Annotated in this window: 19 protein-coding genes and 1 pseudogene; 4 read left to right on the forward strand and 16 right to left on the reverse strand. The window is 31.4% G+C overall.

All coding sequences use genetic code 11. The features are described 5' to 3' along the window. Window positions 1-26: 26 nt before the first annotated feature. The 5 genes from LGK95_RS14550 to LGK95_RS14570 form a co-directional block, all read right to left on the reverse strand. A complete protein-coding gene (locus LGK95_RS14550; RefSeq protein ID WP_226125506.1) occupies window positions 27-2,477 on the reverse strand; it encodes a heavy metal translocating P-type ATPase in 2,451 nt (816 codons plus the stop codon). A 17-nt stretch (window positions 2,478-2,494) separates the two neighbouring features. Continuing rightward, window positions 2,495-2,764 carry a metal-sensing transcriptional repressor gene (locus LGK95_RS14555; protein WP_226125507.1) on the reverse strand — a complete coding sequence of 90 codons (270 nt, stop codon included), beginning with the start codon at window positions 2,762-2,764 and terminating at the stop codon, window positions 2,495-2,497. A gap of 175 nt (window positions 2,765-2,939) precedes the next feature. Beyond that, window positions 2,940-3,770 carry a prolipoprotein diacylglyceryl transferase gene (gene lgt / locus LGK95_RS14560; RefSeq protein WP_226125508.1) on the reverse strand — a complete coding sequence of 277 codons (831 nt, stop codon included), beginning with the start codon at window positions 3,768-3,770 and terminating at the stop codon, window positions 2,940-2,942. Window positions 3,771-3,950: 180 nt separating this feature from the next. After that, window positions 3,951-5,039 carry a methyl-accepting chemotaxis protein gene (locus tag LGK95_RS14565; protein WP_226125509.1) on the reverse strand — a complete coding sequence of 363 codons (1,089 nt, stop codon included), beginning with the start codon at window positions 5,037-5,039 and terminating at the stop codon, window positions 3,951-3,953. Beyond that, on the reverse strand, window positions 5,005-5,463 hold the full coding sequence (locus tag LGK95_RS14570) for an MCP four helix bundle domain-containing protein (protein WP_319001930.1): 459 nt from the start codon (window positions 5,461-5,463) through the stop codon (window positions 5,005-5,007). Before LGK95_RS14570 ends, LGK95_RS14565 begins: the two co-directional genes overlap by 35 nt. On the opposite strand from LGK95_RS14570, the gene LGK95_RS14575 reads away from it, so the two are divergent. Continuing rightward, a complete protein-coding gene (locus LGK95_RS14575; protein ID WP_226125510.1) occupies window positions 5,464-6,699 on the forward strand; it encodes an HD-GYP domain-containing protein in 1,236 nt (411 codons plus the stop codon). Between the two features lie 96 nt (window positions 6,700-6,795). Here LGK95_RS14575 and LGK95_RS14580 read toward each other — a convergent pair whose 3' ends face one another. From LGK95_RS14580 to LGK95_RS14600, 5 genes are all read right to left on the reverse strand, one after another. Then, window positions 6,796-6,963, reverse strand: coding sequence for a hypothetical protein (locus LGK95_RS14580; protein ID WP_226125511.1), 168 nt, complete (start codon window positions 6,961-6,963; stop codon window positions 6,796-6,798). 210 nt (window positions 6,964-7,173) lie between these two features. After that, window positions 7,174-7,371 (reverse strand): spore coat protein, encoded by a 198-nt coding sequence (locus LGK95_RS14585; protein ID WP_226125512.1) that lies wholly within the window; start codon window positions 7,369-7,371, stop codon window positions 7,174-7,176. Window positions 7,372-7,386: 15 nt separating this feature from the next. Next, window positions 7,387-7,587 carry a hypothetical protein gene (locus tag LGK95_RS14590; RefSeq protein ID WP_226125513.1) on the reverse strand — a complete coding sequence of 67 codons (201 nt, stop codon included), beginning with the start codon at window positions 7,585-7,587 and terminating at the stop codon, window positions 7,387-7,389. Between the two features lie 24 nt (window positions 7,588-7,611). Next, window positions 7,612-8,334: a YetF domain-containing protein gene (locus LGK95_RS14595; protein WP_226125514.1), complete on the reverse strand. Its 723-nt coding sequence runs from the start codon at window positions 8,332-8,334 to the stop codon at window positions 7,612-7,614. Between the two features lie 16 nt (window positions 8,335-8,350). Beyond that, window positions 8,351-9,049 carry a YetF domain-containing protein gene (locus LGK95_RS14600; RefSeq protein WP_226125515.1) on the reverse strand — a complete coding sequence of 233 codons (699 nt, stop codon included), beginning with the start codon at window positions 9,047-9,049 and terminating at the stop codon, window positions 8,351-8,353. A 353-nt stretch (window positions 9,050-9,402) separates the two neighbouring features. Here LGK95_RS14600 and LGK95_RS14605 point away from each other — a divergent pair, with 353 nt between their 5' ends. After that, on the forward strand, window positions 9,403-9,873 hold the full coding sequence (locus LGK95_RS14605; RefSeq protein WP_226125516.1) for a spore coat protein: 471 nt from the start codon (window positions 9,403-9,405) through the stop codon (window positions 9,871-9,873). A gap of 404 nt (window positions 9,874-10,277) precedes the next feature. Here LGK95_RS14605 and LGK95_RS14610 read toward each other — a convergent pair whose 3' ends face one another. Then, window positions 10,278-10,616, reverse strand: coding sequence for a four-helix bundle copper-binding protein (locus tag LGK95_RS14610; protein WP_226125517.1), 339 nt, complete (start codon window positions 10,614-10,616; stop codon window positions 10,278-10,280). A gap of 77 nt (window positions 10,617-10,693) precedes the next feature. Beyond that, window positions 10,694-11,410 (reverse strand): GGDEF domain-containing protein, encoded by a 717-nt coding sequence (locus LGK95_RS14615; protein ID WP_226125518.1) that lies wholly within the window; start codon window positions 11,408-11,410, stop codon window positions 10,694-10,696. Window positions 11,411-11,666: 256 nt separating this feature from the next. Here LGK95_RS14615 and LGK95_RS14620 point away from each other — a divergent pair. Together LGK95_RS14620 and LGK95_RS14625 are read left to right on the forward strand one after the other, a co-directional pair. Then, a pseudogene (locus LGK95_RS14620) lies at window positions 11,667-11,938 on the forward strand (metal-sensing transcriptional repressor). A gap of 26 nt (window positions 11,939-11,964) precedes the next feature. After that, window positions 11,965-12,201, forward strand: a complete 237-nt coding sequence (locus LGK95_RS14625) for a hypothetical protein (RefSeq protein WP_226125519.1) — start codon at window positions 11,965-11,967, stop codon at window positions 12,199-12,201. A 240-nt stretch (window positions 12,202-12,441) separates the two neighbouring features. On the opposite strand, the gene LGK95_RS14630 is transcribed toward LGK95_RS14625, so the two are convergent. The 4 genes from LGK95_RS14630 to LGK95_RS14645 form a co-directional block, all read right to left on the reverse strand. Further along, window positions 12,442-12,588 (reverse strand): LDCC motif putative metal-binding protein, encoded by a 147-nt coding sequence (locus tag LGK95_RS14630; RefSeq protein WP_226125520.1) that lies wholly within the window; start codon window positions 12,586-12,588, stop codon window positions 12,442-12,444. 1,082 nt (window positions 12,589-13,670) lie between these two features. Next, a complete protein-coding gene (locus LGK95_RS14635) occupies window positions 13,671-15,449 on the reverse strand; it encodes a SulP family inorganic anion transporter (RefSeq protein WP_226125527.1) in 1,779 nt (592 codons plus the stop codon). Between the two features lie 100 nt (window positions 15,450-15,549). Further along, window positions 15,550-17,166 carry a nitrite/sulfite reductase gene (locus tag LGK95_RS14640; protein ID WP_226125521.1) on the reverse strand — a complete coding sequence of 539 codons (1,617 nt, stop codon included), beginning with the start codon at window positions 17,164-17,166 and terminating at the stop codon, window positions 15,550-15,552. Window positions 17,167-17,290: 124 nt separating this feature from the next. Beyond that, the coding region (locus tag LGK95_RS14645; protein ID WP_226125522.1) for a sulfate adenylyltransferase subunit 1 at window positions 17,291-18,914 on the reverse strand (1,624 nt) is incomplete at its 5' end.

Below are 18,914 nucleotides of genomic sequence, written 5' to 3' on the forward strand. Positions count from 1 at the left end.
TTTATATTTTCCTAGAGCCTTGAATTCTATCTTAATGGCTTAAAGCCTTTTAAGCGTAATGCATTTGTTAAAACTGAAACTGAACTAAAACTCATTGCAAGGGCCGCAATAATAGGATTTAAAAGTGGGCCACCAAATAAGTGTAGTACTCCCATTGCAATAGGTATTCCTAATATATTGTACCCAAAAGCCCAAAATAAATTTTGCTTTATATTTGTTATAGTTTTCTTACTTAACTGTAACGCTGTAGGCACATCCATTAAATCACTTCTCATTAGTACTATATCTGCCGATTCCATTGCTACATCTGTACCTGATCCTATAGCTATACCAATATCTGCCTGAGCTAGTGCTGGTGCGTCATTAATTCCATCCCCAACCATAGCAACTTTTTTACCTTCAGCTTGAAGTTTCTTAACTTCATTTGCTTTATCCTCTGGCAGAACTTCTGCGAGTACTATATCAATACCAACTTGAGCTGCAATAGCTGCTGCAGTCCTCTTGTTATCACCAGTTATCATGGCAACTTCTATTCCCATGCTATGGAGTGTTTCTATTGCCTTTTTACTATTTTCTTTAACTGTGTCAGCAACTGCAATTATTCCACTTAACTTATTCTCTATAGCGATATACATAGGAGTTTTGCCGTCCTCTGCAAGTTTGTTTGAAACCTCCTCTAATTTTTCTAAGGAAATTTTACTATCTATCATAAGTTTCCTATTCCCTAATACTATTTTATTACCATCTATACTAACTTCTATTCCATAACCAGGTATAGCTTTAAAGATTTCTACTTTCTTAAATTCTAAAGATTTCTCTTCTGCTCCCTTAACTATAGCCTCACCTAATGGATGTTCAGATCCTTTTTCAGCTGACGCAGCTATTTGAAGCAAATAATTCTGTTCAATACCCTCTACCGTAATTACATCAGTTACCTTTGGTTTCCCTTGCGTAAGTGTTCCTGTCTTATCAAATACTATAGTTTGAATTTTATGTGCAGTTTCTAGTGCCACACCACTTTTTATAAGCACCCCATATTCAGCACCCTTTCCTGTTCCAACCATTATTGCTGTAGGTGTTGCCAATCCAAGAGCGCAAGGGCACGCTATTACAAGTACTGAAATGAAAATCGTTAATGAAAACACTGCCGATTGACCAGTTAAAAGCCAAGCTAATGATGAAACTAATGCAAGCCCTATAACCACAGGTACAAAGTAACTTGATATAACATCAGCCATTTTTGCTATTGGAGCCTTTGAGCCTTGAGCATTTTCAACTAAGGTTATTATTTGTGCAAGGGCCGTATCTTTACCAACTTTAGTTGCTTTAAATTTAATTGATCCATTTTTATTTATACTTGCACCAATTATTTTATGTCCAATACTTTTTTCCACTGGCATACTCTCCCCAGTAAGCATTGATTCATCTACAGATGTAGTTCCTTCTACCACTTCGCCATCTACAGGCATTTTTGTTCCAGGCTTAACAACTACTATATCTCCAACTTCAACTTCATCAATTTGAATCTCAACTTCCTTATTATCTCTTATTATAATTGCGGTTTTAGGTACAAGTCCCATTAGCTTTTTAATTGCCTCAGAGGTTTTTCCTTTAGTTACCGTTTCTAAATACTTGCCAAGAGTTATAAGTGTCAAAATTACACCTGCTGATTCAAAATACATTTCATAACCAGTATTACCAAGCAATATTTCATAAACTGCAAATATACTATATAAAAATGCAGCTGATGTTCCCATTGATATTAATGAATCCATATTGGGACTTAACCTCGCTAAAGACTTAGATCCTACTATAAAATATTTTTTACCTGTAACCATTATTGGTATAACAAGTACTAATTCTAGAAGAGCATAAACCTTCATATGCATCATTGGATTAATAATATCAGGCATCATAATATTAAGTCTTAATGCAATCATTGGTACCATAGCAACTAATAACAATGGAACTCCAAAAATTGCAGATATCAAAAATCTATTCCATAATGCCTTTATTTCTTTTTCCTTTTTTTCTTTATCCAAATCTACGTTGCTCTCATCCTCTAGAGCCTTATACCCAGCTTTTTCAATTGCCTTCTTTATATCCGCTGTCCTTACTAATGATGGTTCAAAAGAAATATTTAATTTTTCAGTAGCAAAGTTTACATTTGCTTCTATTACTCCTGGTAATTTTTTCGAAACTCTTTCTATATTTTTTGCACAAGCCGCACAAGTCATGCCTTCTATCCTTAAGGTTTTATTAGTTGTTTGAACTACTATTTTATACCCAGCTTTTTCAACTGCACTTTGAATATCCTCTAATTTTATCAATGCATCATCATAATTTATATTTAATTTTTCCGTAGCAAAATTTACGTTTGCCTCCTCGACGCCTGGTAATTTTTTTGAAACTCTTTCAATAGTTTTTGCACAAGCCGCACAGGTCATCCCTTCAATTTTAAGTGCTTTATTTATCATATTACATCCCTCCTATATTATTTATTACCAATTAATTTAGCAAGTAGATCAATTATTTCATCAACTTTATCTTCACCTGTATTATTCACAAATGCATCTTTTACGCAATGGTTAAGATGCTGTTTCAAAATTAACATATTTGCTTTTTTAAGTAGAGATTGCGCCGCAATTATTTGGTTTGATACATCTATGCAATACCGGCCTTCATCCATCATTTTTATTATCCCCTCAATTTGTCCTTTTGATGTCTTAAGGGATTTAATTGCTAGCTCTTGCTCCTTATTCATTTGAATTTCTCCTTCCTATACCCTCTCAAAGAGAACTATTTCATTCTATTTAATACCCATCCCTATAGGGGGGGGGATTTTTTCTGAAAAAATATGGAAATACTAATTTCATCTCATTAATTATATATTACCATATTTTTGTGTGGATTTTATGAAGAATTTTAATTTTATAAATTTACCCCTGAACCATATAAAAAATTATAAGAGAAAAAGTTATGAGAAGGATTAAATATATGGTTTTTAAAAACGTAGGCGTCGTAATTTTCTCATGGTTTTTAATTTCATACTTACCATTTCTTTTTAAATAAGTATATATCATTAATCCAACTATTATAAATAAAAGGCTTAGAACGTAAGATATTGAAAAAGGTCCCCATATTACTGGATTAATCCTAAAGAACTCAACAATTCCTCTAATTATAGGAAAACCTATAATATAAGTAACAAACAGTTCACCTTCATATTTTTGCTTTTCACTTTTTCTCCACAAAATAATAAAGAGAATATAATCTAAAATAAATTCATATGCTTGTGCGGGATGTAGTATATTCCCCCCTACATTAATTCCCCAAGGCATAATATTAGTCATTACCTTACCAAAGACATCACAACCAACTCTGCCTATACCCTGTGCAAGTATTACTGCCATTACTGAAATATCTGCTAATTTGAAGAATGATATTTTAACTTTAACACAATAAATGTACCCTGCAACTAAGGCTGCAAATAGCCCTCCATGTATAGACAATCCACCTTCAGTTATCTTAAATATATCCATTGGATGGCTAAAATAAAAAGCAGGGTCATAAAATAGTATATAAAACAATCTAGCACCAACTATACCAGCAATTATACCAATTACTGATAAGTTAAACATAATGTCATCTTTAATTTCTCTTTTTTTCGCTTGCCATTCTGCAAAGAAAACTGCAGTAATTATACCAATTGCAACCATTAGCCCAAAAAAATACACGTGCAAAGGTCCAATACTAAATAATTCTTTCATAATCTATTCTCCCTTACAATACTATTTTAAATGCATTTAAAACTATTATTACAAAAAGTTATAAAGGTATTGTGAAGATTTGCATTTTTTATTATAATATTAAAGCTCAAGTCTATGAGATACGTCTTGAGCTATACTTCTATTAGTAAACAACAAATTCCCTTTAAAAATAGTGTTACTTTAAATCTTAAATTTTTGTACTAAGGTATTCAATTCATCGGACAATTCTGCTTGTCTTTGTGCTGACATCGCAACTTCTTGTATTGCGATTGTTGTATCATCTACACTACTTAGTATCCCTTCTGAACTTGTTGCTGACTGCTCGGCGGTAGTAGATACGGTTTCAATGGCTAGGCTAGTTTGCTCTATGGCACTAAGTATTTGACTTGTACCACTTGCTATTTCCTCTGACATAGCTTTAACAAAGGCTGAATCCTTCTCATATTTTAATGCAGTTTCTAGAAACAACTCATAATCCGGATTCACATTATTATCAATAAATGCCAGTATATCTTGTGTGTTATTAGAAAGATTCTTGAAAGCATTATTCACTTGATTTATAATATCTTGTATGTTTGAAACATTTTTTGATGATTGTTCTGCAAGCTTACGTATTTCATCTGCTACTACAGCAAAGCCTTTTCCCATTTCACCAGCTCTTGCTGACTCAATTGCTGCATTTAATGCTAAAAGGTTTGTTTGTGACGCTATATTTGCTATAGAATCTGCCATTACTTTAATTTCTTCAACAACCTTCCCATCCTCTATTGCTTTTAGTATGTTTATTTGCTTTTCTTTATATATATTCTTAGAAATATCTATTGCTTTTAATCCTTTATCTTTTATTTCTGCGGCTCTAGCCTGTATTTCATTAGAAGCTTTATCTCCCTCTTTAGCTTTGTTTGAAAGTTCAATAGAATTTGAAGTTATTTCCTGAATTGATGCATTTACTTCTTCTGAAGTTGCACTCAAATTTTCAGTACCAGCTGATATCTCTTTGGTAGCTTCATTAATATTGGTTATTTTCTTGGAAATTCCTTCTATTGTTGCGGAAATTTCTTCACTTGAACTACTTATATTGCTGGAGCTTGAAATTATTGTTGATATAAGATTTCGAGTATTTTCAGCTGCTTTATTTAAAGCATTAGATAATTTCCCAATTTCATCTTTCGAATTCAAATCTATCCTTTTGGTTAAATCGCCACCACCTAGATCGTCCGCAAATACTAAAACTTTATTTATTTGTTTTGATAATGAAGTTGATACCAAGAACCCAAAGTAATATTGCAAAAATAAAACCAAACATCACTATGCTAGTCATTAGATTAAATGAATTTTTGAATATTAAATTGTTACTCTTATTTGCCTCTTCAGCTTTCTGTAAATTTGATTTAATCATTTCATTAATACTATCAAAGGTTTTTTGTCTTGTCTCTGTTACCGTCGTAAAAGCCTTCTGTGCTTCATCATATTTATTCGAATCTATTAATTTCATAAAACCTTTACGTTCCATCATGTATTCTTCATGAAATTTTATGAATTCTGTTAATAAGTCTTTTTCTGTACCCGTTGCATTAGTATTTTTAAATTCTTCAGAGATAGCCATGTCTTCATCTGTTAATTTTTTAATTTCAGCTTCGATTTCCTGCTTTTTAGAAACATCTTTTGTAGTATTTTTGATCGAAGGTGCTATATGAAGAAATTACCCTTATTACGATATTTCACTTTCTATAGTTTAATTGCATTTATATTTACTGGAGTTTCGCTTTTACTATTTATTAATAGTCATATGATAAATAGTCAAATTGATTCTATGGAGCATGTTACCCATCTAGCGCTTGATTATATAGTGGAACCTGAACTTTCTATAAATGATTATAAGACAACTTTATCGAAAGAAAAATTTTATGATTTAGATGTGAAGCTTAAGCACATTACTGAAAGTGAAAATATATTAAGCACAAAAATATGGAATACTAGCAATTCAGTTATTTACTCAAAAAACAGCGACGTTATAGAAATAAAAGTTAATAAAAAGTCTAACCTTGATGAGGCTTTTAAAAATAAACCAAATTACTTAATTTTAAATGTTTTAGTTAATGGTAGAAATATAAAAGTTATTAAAATATATTCACCTATTGAAGTAAATAATTCTATAGTGGGAGTTTATGAAATTATAAAGCCTTATTCTGAAATAAAGCTGCATATGGAACCCGTTATTCGAAATATTTCTATGATAGTTTTTTCAGGGCTCCTTATTTTATATCTACTACTTTTGAAAATTATGTATGATTCATCAATGAAAATGTTTAAACAAAATGAAGTTATAATTCATAAATCAAATGATGTTGAAGAAGCTTATTCTAAACTAAATTTATCATACAAAAGTACTGTACTTACTCTATCTAAAGCAATTGATGCTAGAGATACATATACCTCTGGCCACTCTGAGCGTGTTACACAACTCTCTTTAAAAATAGGTCAAGCACTAGGTTTATCTCCTGATCAACTAAATACATTGGAAATTGCTGCACTATTTCATGATGTAGGTAAAATAGGAATTCCAGATCAAATTTTAAACAAACCAGGAAAACTAACAAATGAAGAATTTAATAAGATAAAAGCGCACCCTTCTATAGGTGTAGATATTCTAAAAACTATTGATTTCTTAGACAAGACCTTTCCCATAATACTTCATCATCATGAAAAATATGGTGGTGGGTATCCTTTAGGTATTAGAGGTGAAACTATTCCATTTGAATCAAGAATTATATGTGTTGCAGATTCCTACGATGCTATAACTTCTGATAGACCCTATAGAAAAGGGCTACCTCCTAATGTTGCTATAGATGAACTTATTAAATTTAAAGGAATTCAATTTGATCCAATAATTGTTGAAGCCTTTTTAGAAATTCATATTAAAGAATAATTCTATACTATTTATTCAAATAACAAAAAAAGCAGATTCAAATATAAATTTCTGCTTTTTATTTACCAGTTAAATTGCGTCTTAAAAAAGTCAAAACTACTTTTCAAAATCATCCTTAGAAATTTTTTCTTTTTTTGAACCACAACAACTTTTTCCGCTATTATTTTCATTATTTTCAGAATGACCACCACAACAGCCTAAACCTAATTTAGACATTGCATACATTACACCTATAAATACTAGTATTGTTACTATTGTTTCCATATTTATCTCTCCTTTTTATTTTTCTTATAACCTATACCTATTATACAAAACACTTATAAATATTTTATGTAGAAATGTACTATTTATTAGAATAACTAAAGCAAAGATCCGCTTATTAAAATTATAAGCAGGTCTCAAACACATAAGAAGATTATACAACATTATTTTTTAATGAAGCATAATCTCTTATTTATTACATATAACGACTTCTTAATGAATTTCACTCTGGTCCATCATTGTTTTAATTTCTTGCTGTAATTGAGTTATATTTTTCATTTTTCCATCTCTTAATTGGGTAAACAGCTGACGTACCTCCGGATTGCTAATCTTCATCATGTATTTATTATACATCGACTGTAACATCATTTCATCTTGTAGGGAATCATGTAAAATATCCATAGTATTCATATAACATCTCTCCTTTTAAACAATTGAAAACTTAGACATCGTTTGTGATAGTGTACTGTAATGGTTGCGAGCACTTTGTTCCATCCCTTTTAACATTTGCTGGATCTTGGGATCAGTAATTTGTTGTGAAAACTGAGCATATTTTTTAGCTATGCTGTCTTCATAAAATTGCATTTCTTTAAAAGCATTATTCATTATTTCTTGTTCTGTAAGCATTTTTACATCTTCTCCTCTTATTCATTATTTTTCAGTAATCACAGAATAATATAATTCACCAGTCGAATCAATCAGCGCTGCATAAACGTCTTTTATATTTGTAATGCCCTTTTTAAGCAATTGTTCATTAAGCCATTTATCATCATATCCTAATTCTTTCAAATTTTCTTTTACAATCTTTCCATCATTAATAATAATTGTAGGAAGACCACCACCCATGGTTTGAATATCTAAGTCCTTTGGAGTTACAGGCTGATAATCGGATTTTTTAAGAATACTTACATGACCACTGGTTTCCAAAATTGCAGATTCCACTTCACTAATATTAGGGGAATCTATACTCCTCATATCCGATAGAAGTAGTTCTAATGGAAAGAAAGCTTTTGCCATGTTAGTACTGATAATTTTTCCATTTGAAATTAACGGTATTGATTTTCCCATTACAACTTTAGCAAAAGTTCTATTTTTTACAGCAATATAGGATATAAGATAGTGAAGAATGTATAGAACTGCAACTATAACAACAGTGTTAATAAAACTTATTTTAGCTTCAAACAAAGGAGCTGCTGTAATTCCACCCATCATCCAGAAAAATGTAAAATCATATGCTGCAAATTGACCTCCGGACCTGTGAGGTAGAATTTTTCCTTCAACATACAGCAAAAATCCAACTACAATACTTCGTAAAGCGAATACAAAGGGACTAATTTGCTGAGCTGTTCCAAATATATCTTTTAATAGTCTCATTATTATCCCTTCTTTACTATATATTTATGTAAACTGTTCCATCTGACTCAAGCATAGCTAAAAATATATCTTTTGGATCTATAATGCCCTTTTCCATTAATTTCTCTATAAGCCACTTATGATCTAATCCCATCTTATGAAGGTTTTTTTCGTCTATTTCTCCATCATAAATAATAGTTGTAGGTAATGCCACCATTTTAGGTGGTAAGTTCATTTGCTTTCGTGTAAGGGGTAGAGCTTCAGGCTTTTTAATAACACTTATTTTCCCATTTGGCTCCAATATGATAGAATCAATTTCTGATAGATTATGTGATCCTTTTAGTCTTAATTGACCTAATAAGTTATCTAGTGTTACATGGCAATCAAGCATACTCTTCCTAAGTATTATTCCATTTTTCATAAGTATTGTTGGTTTTCGGTCAATTGCTTTAGGCCATTTTAAATCTAAATAAGACAAAAATATATTTATAAAGGCATATACAAAAATAATTACTATTCCAGAGGTAAGAGAAGATTCAGGATTTAACATTCGGATAGCCGCTAAACTCACAATTCCAGCAGCTACCAAATAGTTATGACCTGACAAAATTCCTACTTGACGGTGACCCATCATGCGAGTTGCAATAATCAATGCAATATAAAGTATAACAGCACGTAAAGCTAAGGCAAATACTGATAAATTTTTACTTCCTTCCATAAATGAATTCCATTCCAAAGTAATTCCTCCTATTCATAAGTCTGTTATATATTTGACTTACTTCTTAACTAATGTTTAGTAACAATCTTTATATTTTATCCATTTAATCCTAACCTTATTAGAGTAGTTTTGTCTAAAAAGCTAGTTTTATTCATATAACTCCATGATTACAATTATAGAATCTACATTTTTATTGTTAATCATTCTTGTTTTTTATTAAAAAATTTTAAAAGGTTGAGAGATTTATACTTAACATAGAAGGATCAATAAAACTTTAATTGTATAATATTATTTTTATTGCTTAAGATATATAGTGAATGCTGAGTAATTAATAACCATTTAGCACCAATAAGGAATACAGGAGGGAAAATATGCAAATACAACTTAGTCAAAAAGAAAGAATGATTTTAGAAGATGAAAAACATCAAGAGGGAATTTGTATTAAAAAATATCAAAACTATGCTCAACAAGCTCAGGATTCCCAATTAAAACAACTTTGCAACAAGCTTGCTGGCGAGGAGCAACATCACTATACTATTATTGATGAAATGCTTCAAGGAAAACAACCTAACCTTAGTCATGGTCAGCAACCTATGGCTCAAGACGGACAAATTCAACAATCCTCTTATCAGGGAGCTATGAATAATGTAGGGGATGAAGTACTTTGCAGTGATTTATTAGCATCTGAAAAATATGTGTCAGGTACTTATGACACTGGGATTTTCGAAGCTGCAAATACTGTGGTAAGGGAAGCGCTACAACATATTCAAAAAGATGAACAACAACATGGTCAAGAACTCTTTAATTATATGAATAGTCATGGTTTATATAATGTAAAATAATACTTGAATTAGATGGTTTCTGTATATTGTAGGAGCCATCTTTTTTATATTCCATTGTGACCGATTTTGATTATTTATTGACTAAAATAATCCACATGAAAAAGGGTAGAGTCCTTTATTTAGACTCTATCCTTTGGGGTATACTTTCGTTTTTTGTGCAACTATAAATCCTTGCAACTACATAGAAGCTTTAGGTTTAAAAGTACTACAGCAGGTTCCAGCTGATGACGGGACCAGACGAATTACCACTTTCTAACATGAATTTTAGTGGTCTTGGAAAAAATGCTTGAAGCTATGATGAAGGAAGATGGAACACCTACTCTTCCAAATTCATCTTAAAATAGTAAAGAGTACTTCCATAAATTTAAAGTAGCACTCTTTACTAAATAAAGTTCTATATACCTTTACATATTAGCCATTTTTCTGCATTCATCAGCACATTTGCGACATTCTGTAGCGCATTGTTTGCAATGTTCATCTTTAAACATTTCACATTCCGTAGCACATTTATCACAAATAGTAGCACAGAGTTTACAATGGTCTTTTGCTAATTGTCCTTCCATTGACATAAGTGAAGATGACATTTGGCACATTTGTGCACATTCAACAAGAGTACTTATACAGTTCTTTCTTCCTGAAACATCAGGTTCATTTAAACATGCTTTAAAGCATTCATAACATGTTTGCTCGCACCTGTTACATTCATCTATACATGTTTGGTGTTTGTTTGTTGCCATACCCATTTTATTAGCCTCCTCAAAAAAATAATATATACATTCATTGAGTATGCTTTGCAAAAAACATAATACCTATACTAAAATTAATTGTATTTTAACAAATCTATGTTTTTATTAAATATAACTGTTTTATTTTTACCGTTTTTCTTTGCATACAATAGTGCTACATCACATGCCCGTATTATTTCTTCAACAGTTTGTCCATCATACGGATACCCAGATACACCTAAAGAAATAGTTATTTTAGGTAAAGGTGAATTATCAAAAGAACTTACATTAGTTCTAATTTTTTCAGCAACAATAAATGCACTTTCTTTATCACAACCTTTTAATATTATTACAATTTCCTCGCCACCATATCTATAGGCCATGTCATTTTTTCTTATACCATATTTAATGGCTTTGCTTACATCTATTAAAACCTTATCACCAACAGAATGTCCATACTCATTATTAAAATTTCTAAAATCATCTACATCTATAAATATTGCTGAATATATCTCTGAATCTAATATATTTTTTAAATCCAAGTCGAAAGTTCCTCTATTAAATAATCCTGTTAATTTATCTGTTTTTAATTCAATTAATAGTTGTTTATTAGTTTGTTTGAGAAGATTATATTCTGAATATACCCTTAGAAAGGATAAATAATACAGTACCCCAAATATTATAGCTGTAAGTACACAATACAATAGTCTATAACAGTATATATATACAATCCCCTTACTTAATACTACTCCGTTTAATATACTCAAAACTAAAATGCTTATAAATATCTCTAATTTAGCTTTATATTTCATATATATCTCCCTCAAATCTTTCTAAATTAAGAAAGTTTATTTAATAAATTATATCAAATATTATGAGCTATAATTTTACAAAATACATCTCCCTTTTGTTCTAAATAAACCAAATAGGGGTAATAAATATAAAGGCTATTTATTACCCCTATTTGATTTTTAAATCTATGTATTAGATACTAATATTGGAATCGAAATAAAACAATGATATAATTTCATTAACCCCCTGTAGGGGATATTGAATGGAGGTATAAACATGTCTGAACAACATAAGCGCGAACATGGAAATACTAGCCTAAAGCCGTCATTAATAGGCTAACTAGAGCCATAGGACACTTACAATCTGTTAAAAAGATGGTAGAGGATAATAGAGATTGCAGTGAAGTTCTTATTCAAATTGCAGCAGTAAAATCGGCGGTTAAAAATATTGGGAAAATTATTTTACAAGACCATATTAATACTCGTGTTGTAAATGCAGTAGAAACTGGAGATAAAAAGGTGATTGAAGATTTGCCTATTATGCTATAGCACCATTTATTGGGGTAGGGTTATCAATGATAATTTTCGGAAAAACACCAACATTCTCCTTTGTTATAGCACTAGTCATTAGGATTATAGGTTCGTTTTTTGTTTCAACAGAAGTGCATAAACATAACCATAGTAATAATGTAATAACTCATGAGTACATCCATAGCCATGATGATAGTCATCACGGACATATTCATACTCATGAGGAAAATAATCATTCGCGTAAAAACACACAGGATATACATCATAGTCATGCTCATTAACAAGAGTGTAAATAAATGCTCTTATCTTATTTTTTGCAAAGTACCATAAACGGTCGTTTTTGGTACTGAAAGAGTTAGGTACTTTTTTAGTTCTTATTTTTGTAATATGCAGTACCAAAACTATTACCAAAAACAAAGTATCAAAATTAACTATCATCTATCGTTTTTGGTGATCTTTATCCATTTAATTCCTTAACGTGGGTTTTGTCGGAAATGTTGGCGCTACCCCATTATTAGGTTTTATTTTTGATTTTTATTAGGTTTGGAATTTTTGGGTTGATTAGAGTTTAAACCACAACAACCTAATTTTTTATCACCAAAACTTTCTTTGTTGGCCTTTTCCATATTTTTCAAAAAATTTTCATACCATTTTTTTAACAATTTCATATATAAGCCTCCATTTAATTTAATTGAATGGTTATTTCACCTATTATATCAAGTAAAATAGGTTTACCGAAACCAGAAGTCCAAGTATTCCTCCACAAATTGTTATGCTTAGTAATAAAGATCACTACAACTTTATGTAAAGCTACTCTTTTATATGTTACAGTATTTTTTTACACTTACGAGATAAAATTCATATTTACTAAAACTCTCTTTATCTAATATAAAACCCTTATCCATATTGTTTGAAAAATACCAATCAATATATTGTCTTACATCTTTAAGATAGGAATTAATAGTACACTTTTTCTTCAAAAAACATTCAAAATAATCAATAATTACACACCAATCTGATTTGCTCTGAAAAGTAGATGGCTTAATTCTATTTATTATCTTTGCACCCTCATGTTAAGTAAACATTGAAAATGCTTCACCCCACTCTTTATCTTTTCAACAATTTTAAATATAGTTATCAAGATGATTGCTAAAACAGGATTGGTATATCTACATAATACACTAGTTTTGTGTAGATATTATGAAGAAAACTATTCTAAAGGAATAGTTTTCCATATGTAAAAAAATAACAACATTTATTTAAAAAGATCAGGTACTCCTATTCTAGGAATAGTTATAATTGTTTTGACACTTTCAAACTTACCATTTTGGAGTCGATCCCGGAAGTCAATGCAGTTTACTTGGTATGATAGGTCCATTTATAGCTCCAATATTTAAAAGCACAGGCTTTGGTGATTGGCAGTCAGCAGTAGCAAATTAACAATATATAACAATAATAGAATTGTGTCATAGTACCCTTATATGTTGTGACAATCAAATCTATATCATTAGATATAGGTTCTAATATATTAAGTACATATTGATATTTTGAAAGTAACACAAATGTAATTGAGTGTGTTACTTTCAATGTATTATAAATTAAATAATTTATCTATTTCATAAAAAAAGAAGGTGTCACTTCTCCTAAGTATCTCTTAACCCTTGGTATAACGATCTGAATACCTAAGATGTCTAGCCCAAATACCACACGTGTGATACTAGGTATTGTCCATCTATAATGAACTGGCAGTCTATCCTTTAAACGTCGAAACTAGATCTAGCAGAGTACACGTTGCAGATTTCTGAGCTTTATCACCTATTCCACAGTTTAGAGAAGCTCTTGCTTTCTGTAAAGCGTTAGTAGTAGAAGCGAAAACTTCATTCTCCGACCTAAAGATATTCTCAATGCCAATATCAGATTCAAGATTCGTTTTCTTAAAAAATAAATCAAGCTCCGAATTGACACCACTGATGAGCGGGATTCCACCGGCTTCTCGTACATTCCTGATGAAGACCTTCAAAGTACTGAGTGATGTTAAATCAATTGTAGTCACATACTTCATTCTTAAGATAAACACTCTGGATTTACTGATTAAACTCTCAAGTTTCACTCCAAGGTCAGATGCTGCGCCGAAGTAAAGATTACCCTCCAGTTGAATAATTAAGACATCTACCTTTCCCTTAACTGATTTAATTTCCTGTTCAACAGTTTGGGACTCTGTACCCGGTGTTGGAATAAGAAGCTTCACTGGTGCTTTGTTTGTATCTTTCAGGTACAAGACAATTGATAGAGTAATTCCTGCATAAATTGCATAATCAAGGCTTGGTAGTATAATTACTAAGACACATGTTACCCACATAGCAATGGAATCCGACGATAATATGCCTGCTCGAGCAACCTTCTTAATTTCCTCTTTATCAATCAATCCGAATCCGGTATAAATTAATACTCCAGCAAGACCTGCACTGGGTATATAACTTGCATATGGGGCAAGGTATACAAGAATTATGGCAACAAACACACCTGACAGGATTCCGGCAAATCTGCTGGTTCCTCCGCTAATATAATTGATTGCAGAACGTGAAAATGAACCAGATGAGGGAAGACACTGAAAGAAGGAGCCCACTATATTTGCTATACCCTGTCCAATAAATTCCTGATTAGAATCAATTTTTTGTCGTGTCTTTGTACCAATAGATTTTGAGATCGATATGGCTTCTACCAGTCCTATGATCGAAATTGTAAAAGCCCCTCTAAAAATATCCTTTAGGGAATCAAAGCTAAATTGCACCATCTTAAAGGTAGGCAGCGCGGAAGGAATAGTTCCTATAAGTTTTACACCCTTCTTTTCTAAATCAAACATAATTATAAAAATGATTGGAACGGTAATTCCGAGTAAGGCACCAGGCAATTTTTTACCGATTTTTTTACAAACCACCACTATCGCTATCGTCATCAGTCCCACTCCCAAGACATAAAGGTTTGTTTGTCTTATATGGGTTATGATGTAATACGTTTTTTCCAAGGTTGACATGGCTGACGAACTCTTGATAGATATCCCCAAAAATGTTTTCAATTGTCCGAGAGCGATTATCACACCCGCGCCAGCAGTAAAACCTACCAATACTGTATGTGACACGAAATCTACCAACTTACCCAACTTAAGGACGCCGTAAAGCATCTGTAAGACACCCACGAGAAAGGTCATTAGGAAAAGTATTTGATAGGCATTCGGCAGATTCATATATCGAATCATAGCGCTCGCCGTGAGTAAACATATGGCATTAGTCGGTCCGGTGATCAGTTGATTCGAACTTCCAAATACTGAACCAATAATGGCTGCTATTATACCCGTATATAGGCCATAAACTGGGCTAACGCCGGCGATCAATGCATATGCCATATACTGTGGAATGCCAACGACTGTCACTGTCACTGCACCAACAATGTCCTTCCTAATATTTTCCTTTTTGTAATCTCTAATAGTTTTGAGTATTGGTATATATTTACTGATTATAAAACTGGACATACAAATACCACCTTTCACTTACTGTCCACCGCACTTAATAAACAAGTATCATTTCTTTATTAATATTACATTCATTGTGTCGATTTATTTTAATAATTGACTAGAAATCAGAGTATAAATCTGGATTCTCACTAAAGCTCTCTAGTAAGGAATACTTATTAACTAACTCTCGCACGTTAATTTCTTTATCTTCTATAAATTCAATAAAATCTATAAAACCTGAATTAATTTTTAACTCAGCTAACTCCAAAAGAAACTTAGCGATTTTTTTTACAGGAATTTCTCCAAATGTTTTTCCAAACCTCGCTTCACCTGCGCCTACTCTTCCATCGAAAGATATGGAATATACAGGAACCAATCTATCATCCGCACGCTTCTTTTTTCCAACAAATCCAATGAGTCCTTTTTGAGGTTGTGCACAGGAATTATGACATCCAGCTATAAGTATTCTTGGCAGTGCACTTTTTATATCAATGGATGTATAGTTAAAAGCTTCAATTATATTATTTAAGAGACCTTGAGAATTATTAATACCGAAGTTGCAAATTTTAGGACCTACACAGGCTACAGAGTTATATATGTTAAATATAGATGAAAAATCAGATGTCTTATCCATTAAATTTGCTACATCATTCTCTTTTAAATCTCTAACAAAAAAACCTTGAGTCATAGTCAATCTTATAGATATTTCATAATTTAAGCTTATTAGGAAATCTAATACCTTATCTAAATCATTAGTGCTCATATTTCCGTTTTGCGGATGAATATATAAAGAATAATAGCCTGATTGCTTCTGAGGATATATTATATTTTCATATATCTTTTTCCATGGTGATTCATTATCTTCCAAACTGTTTTGTATCTTTTCTTCTTTTGACTCTACATTAAGCCCTAAATCCTGTTCAGCTTTCAAGCTATGGAGTTCTTCTCTAAACATTTTAATAAATTCTTCTTCACCTAATCTTTGCACCACAAATCTTAATCTAGCTTTATGTCTGTTAGTTCTATCCCCTTCTCTTTCAAAAACTTGCTTCATTGCTTGTACATAATATAGTGCTTCCATATCCTCGATGAAGTCTTCAATTTTTAAAGCTACTCTAGCACCGCCACCTAATCCACCACCACCGTAAACTTCAAATCCTTTTTTGCCCTCAACTACTTTAGCAATAAAACCTATATCGGACATAGTAGCATTAGCTGTATCCTCTGGACTATTTGAAAATGCTATTTTATATTTTCTTGGAAGCTTAAGATTTGCAGGATCTTTCATCATATAGTTTGTAACTTCTTTCATATATGATGTAACATCGAAAACATCATCTTGAGATACTCCAGAAAGAGGAGAGCATGCAATATTTCTTATCCCATCTCCACCAGCACCTTTTGTAATTAGGCCAGCTTTCACTAATTCATCCAACATATCACCTAAATAATCTATTTTTACTGAATGAAATTGAATATCTTGTCTTGTTGTAAATCGTATTTTGACCCCGTCATATTTCTTAGCTATTTCACTTATATCTTTTAATTGATTAATCGTTGTAACTCCACCAGCAATTCTCGGTCTAACCATATACGTATCAGTCAATTTTTCTTTATAAATTCCCATAATGGAACTGAATGGTTTTAAATTTTCTAATTTACCTTCTTTATATTCTTGTAATTTATGTTTGAATTTTTCAATGCTATTCAGTATTTCTTTCGTGATTGTTATCATATTTATCCCCTCTCAAATCTTATTTCTCTATAATTTTTAAGCTATATAGATTATGAAACAGAGTATAATTGAATAAGATGTAAAAATACCGGCTAATGTTCACATTAGCCGGCCATTATTAAATTTAATATGATAATATTTCGTCTATACTATCACTAAACTTTATAGTTCTATATTTTGTAAAATCAAGCCATTTATTTGCAAAAACATCGTTAATATCTGTTTCAGAATCAGCGATATAAGCTAGTAAATCTTTCTCTGAGGTTAAATTGATTGCAAATCCTTTTTCATTTATAATAGCTATAGCTTCATATGAATAATTTTCTACTGCTAAAACATCAATTAACTTACCGTTTCTTACTTTAGCAACAAGACTAGCATTTAATGCTATTACATCAAAATCCTTTGTGTATTCATAACTTTCTCCAAGGAAAGGTACATTGTCCCCAATTTTATATTGAGTACCCTTTATTACTTTTCTCTTAATTGCTAATGCCTTAATATCAAAATAATATTCGTCAAAACAATTAATAGGAAGTTTAACTTCATCCTTGCTAAAGCTAGCTTCAATTACTTCAGTTGACTCTACGACACCTGAAATAATTCCACCACCACTTACATCATAACCATCTACTATTACAAATCTACCAGTATTCTGATTGTCTGAAAATCTATCAAAGCATATTTTCTCCTTCGTCCTAATAGTAACATCAGCTACATCATTAGTTTTTACCTCAAGTGCATTAACATAAGTTCCTAGAGTACTTGCATCTATAACTTTATTAAAAGCTACAACTTCACATTCCACTTCTTGAGTTACAAGCTTTATCTTATATTTCTTCCCTTTTATAAAATTATTTTTTCCCATCCAAAATATGTTGGTCTTAAAAATGTCAGCAACAATAGGAGCATTTTTTTTATGAGAAATTACTTCTCCTCTTTTATTGAAGAACTCATCTTCAAAAGTAATTCCTACAGACATTCCTGCACTTACCGTTTCTACCCTGTCTTTTTCTACAAAGGCTTCTATACTCTTAACTTTTGTAGTTCTGTTGGATGGGGAAATAAGAATTTCATCACCAACATTTAGTGAACCTGCTTCTATTCTTCCTGCAATTATTCTTCTATCATCAAACTTATACACATCTTGAATTGGGAATCTTAAAGGCTTTGCTTCAAGTCCTTCTTCTTGCGTAAATAAATCTAATGCTTCAAGTACTGTTTCTCCTTTGTACCAAGATAATTTCTCAGACTTTGAAGTTAAATTTTCACCGTAAAATGCTGAGATAGGAATATAACTCATAGGGTGTACATTTAAATTCTTTAAAAAGGCATTCATTTCATTTTTTATAGCATCAAACTTTTCCTGGCTATAATCAATAAGATCCATTTTATTAACTACAACGCAGACCTGTTTAATTCCGAGTAGAGATAATATATAACCATGCCTTTTAGATTGTTCTTGAATTCCTTCTTTAGCATCTATTATCAAAAGCGCAGCTTCAGCACTAGCTGCACCTGTAATCATGTTTTTAAGAAACTCTACATGTCCCGGTGCATCTATAATTACATAATCCCGCATGTCTGTATGAAATTGAAGTGATGTTGTATCAATTGTTATCCCCTGTTTTTGTTCCTCTTCAAAAGCATCTAATAGATAAGCATATTCAAAGGGTTTACCTGTTTCTTTTGCAATTCTTTTAACTTTGTCAATTGCACCTTCCGGTAATGATTTTGTATCATAAAGT

The organism is Clostridium algoriphilum (assembly GCF_020443705.1).
Classification (GTDB): domain Bacteria; phylum Bacillota; class Clostridia; order Clostridiales; family Clostridiaceae; genus Clostridium_AD; species Clostridium_AD algoriphilum.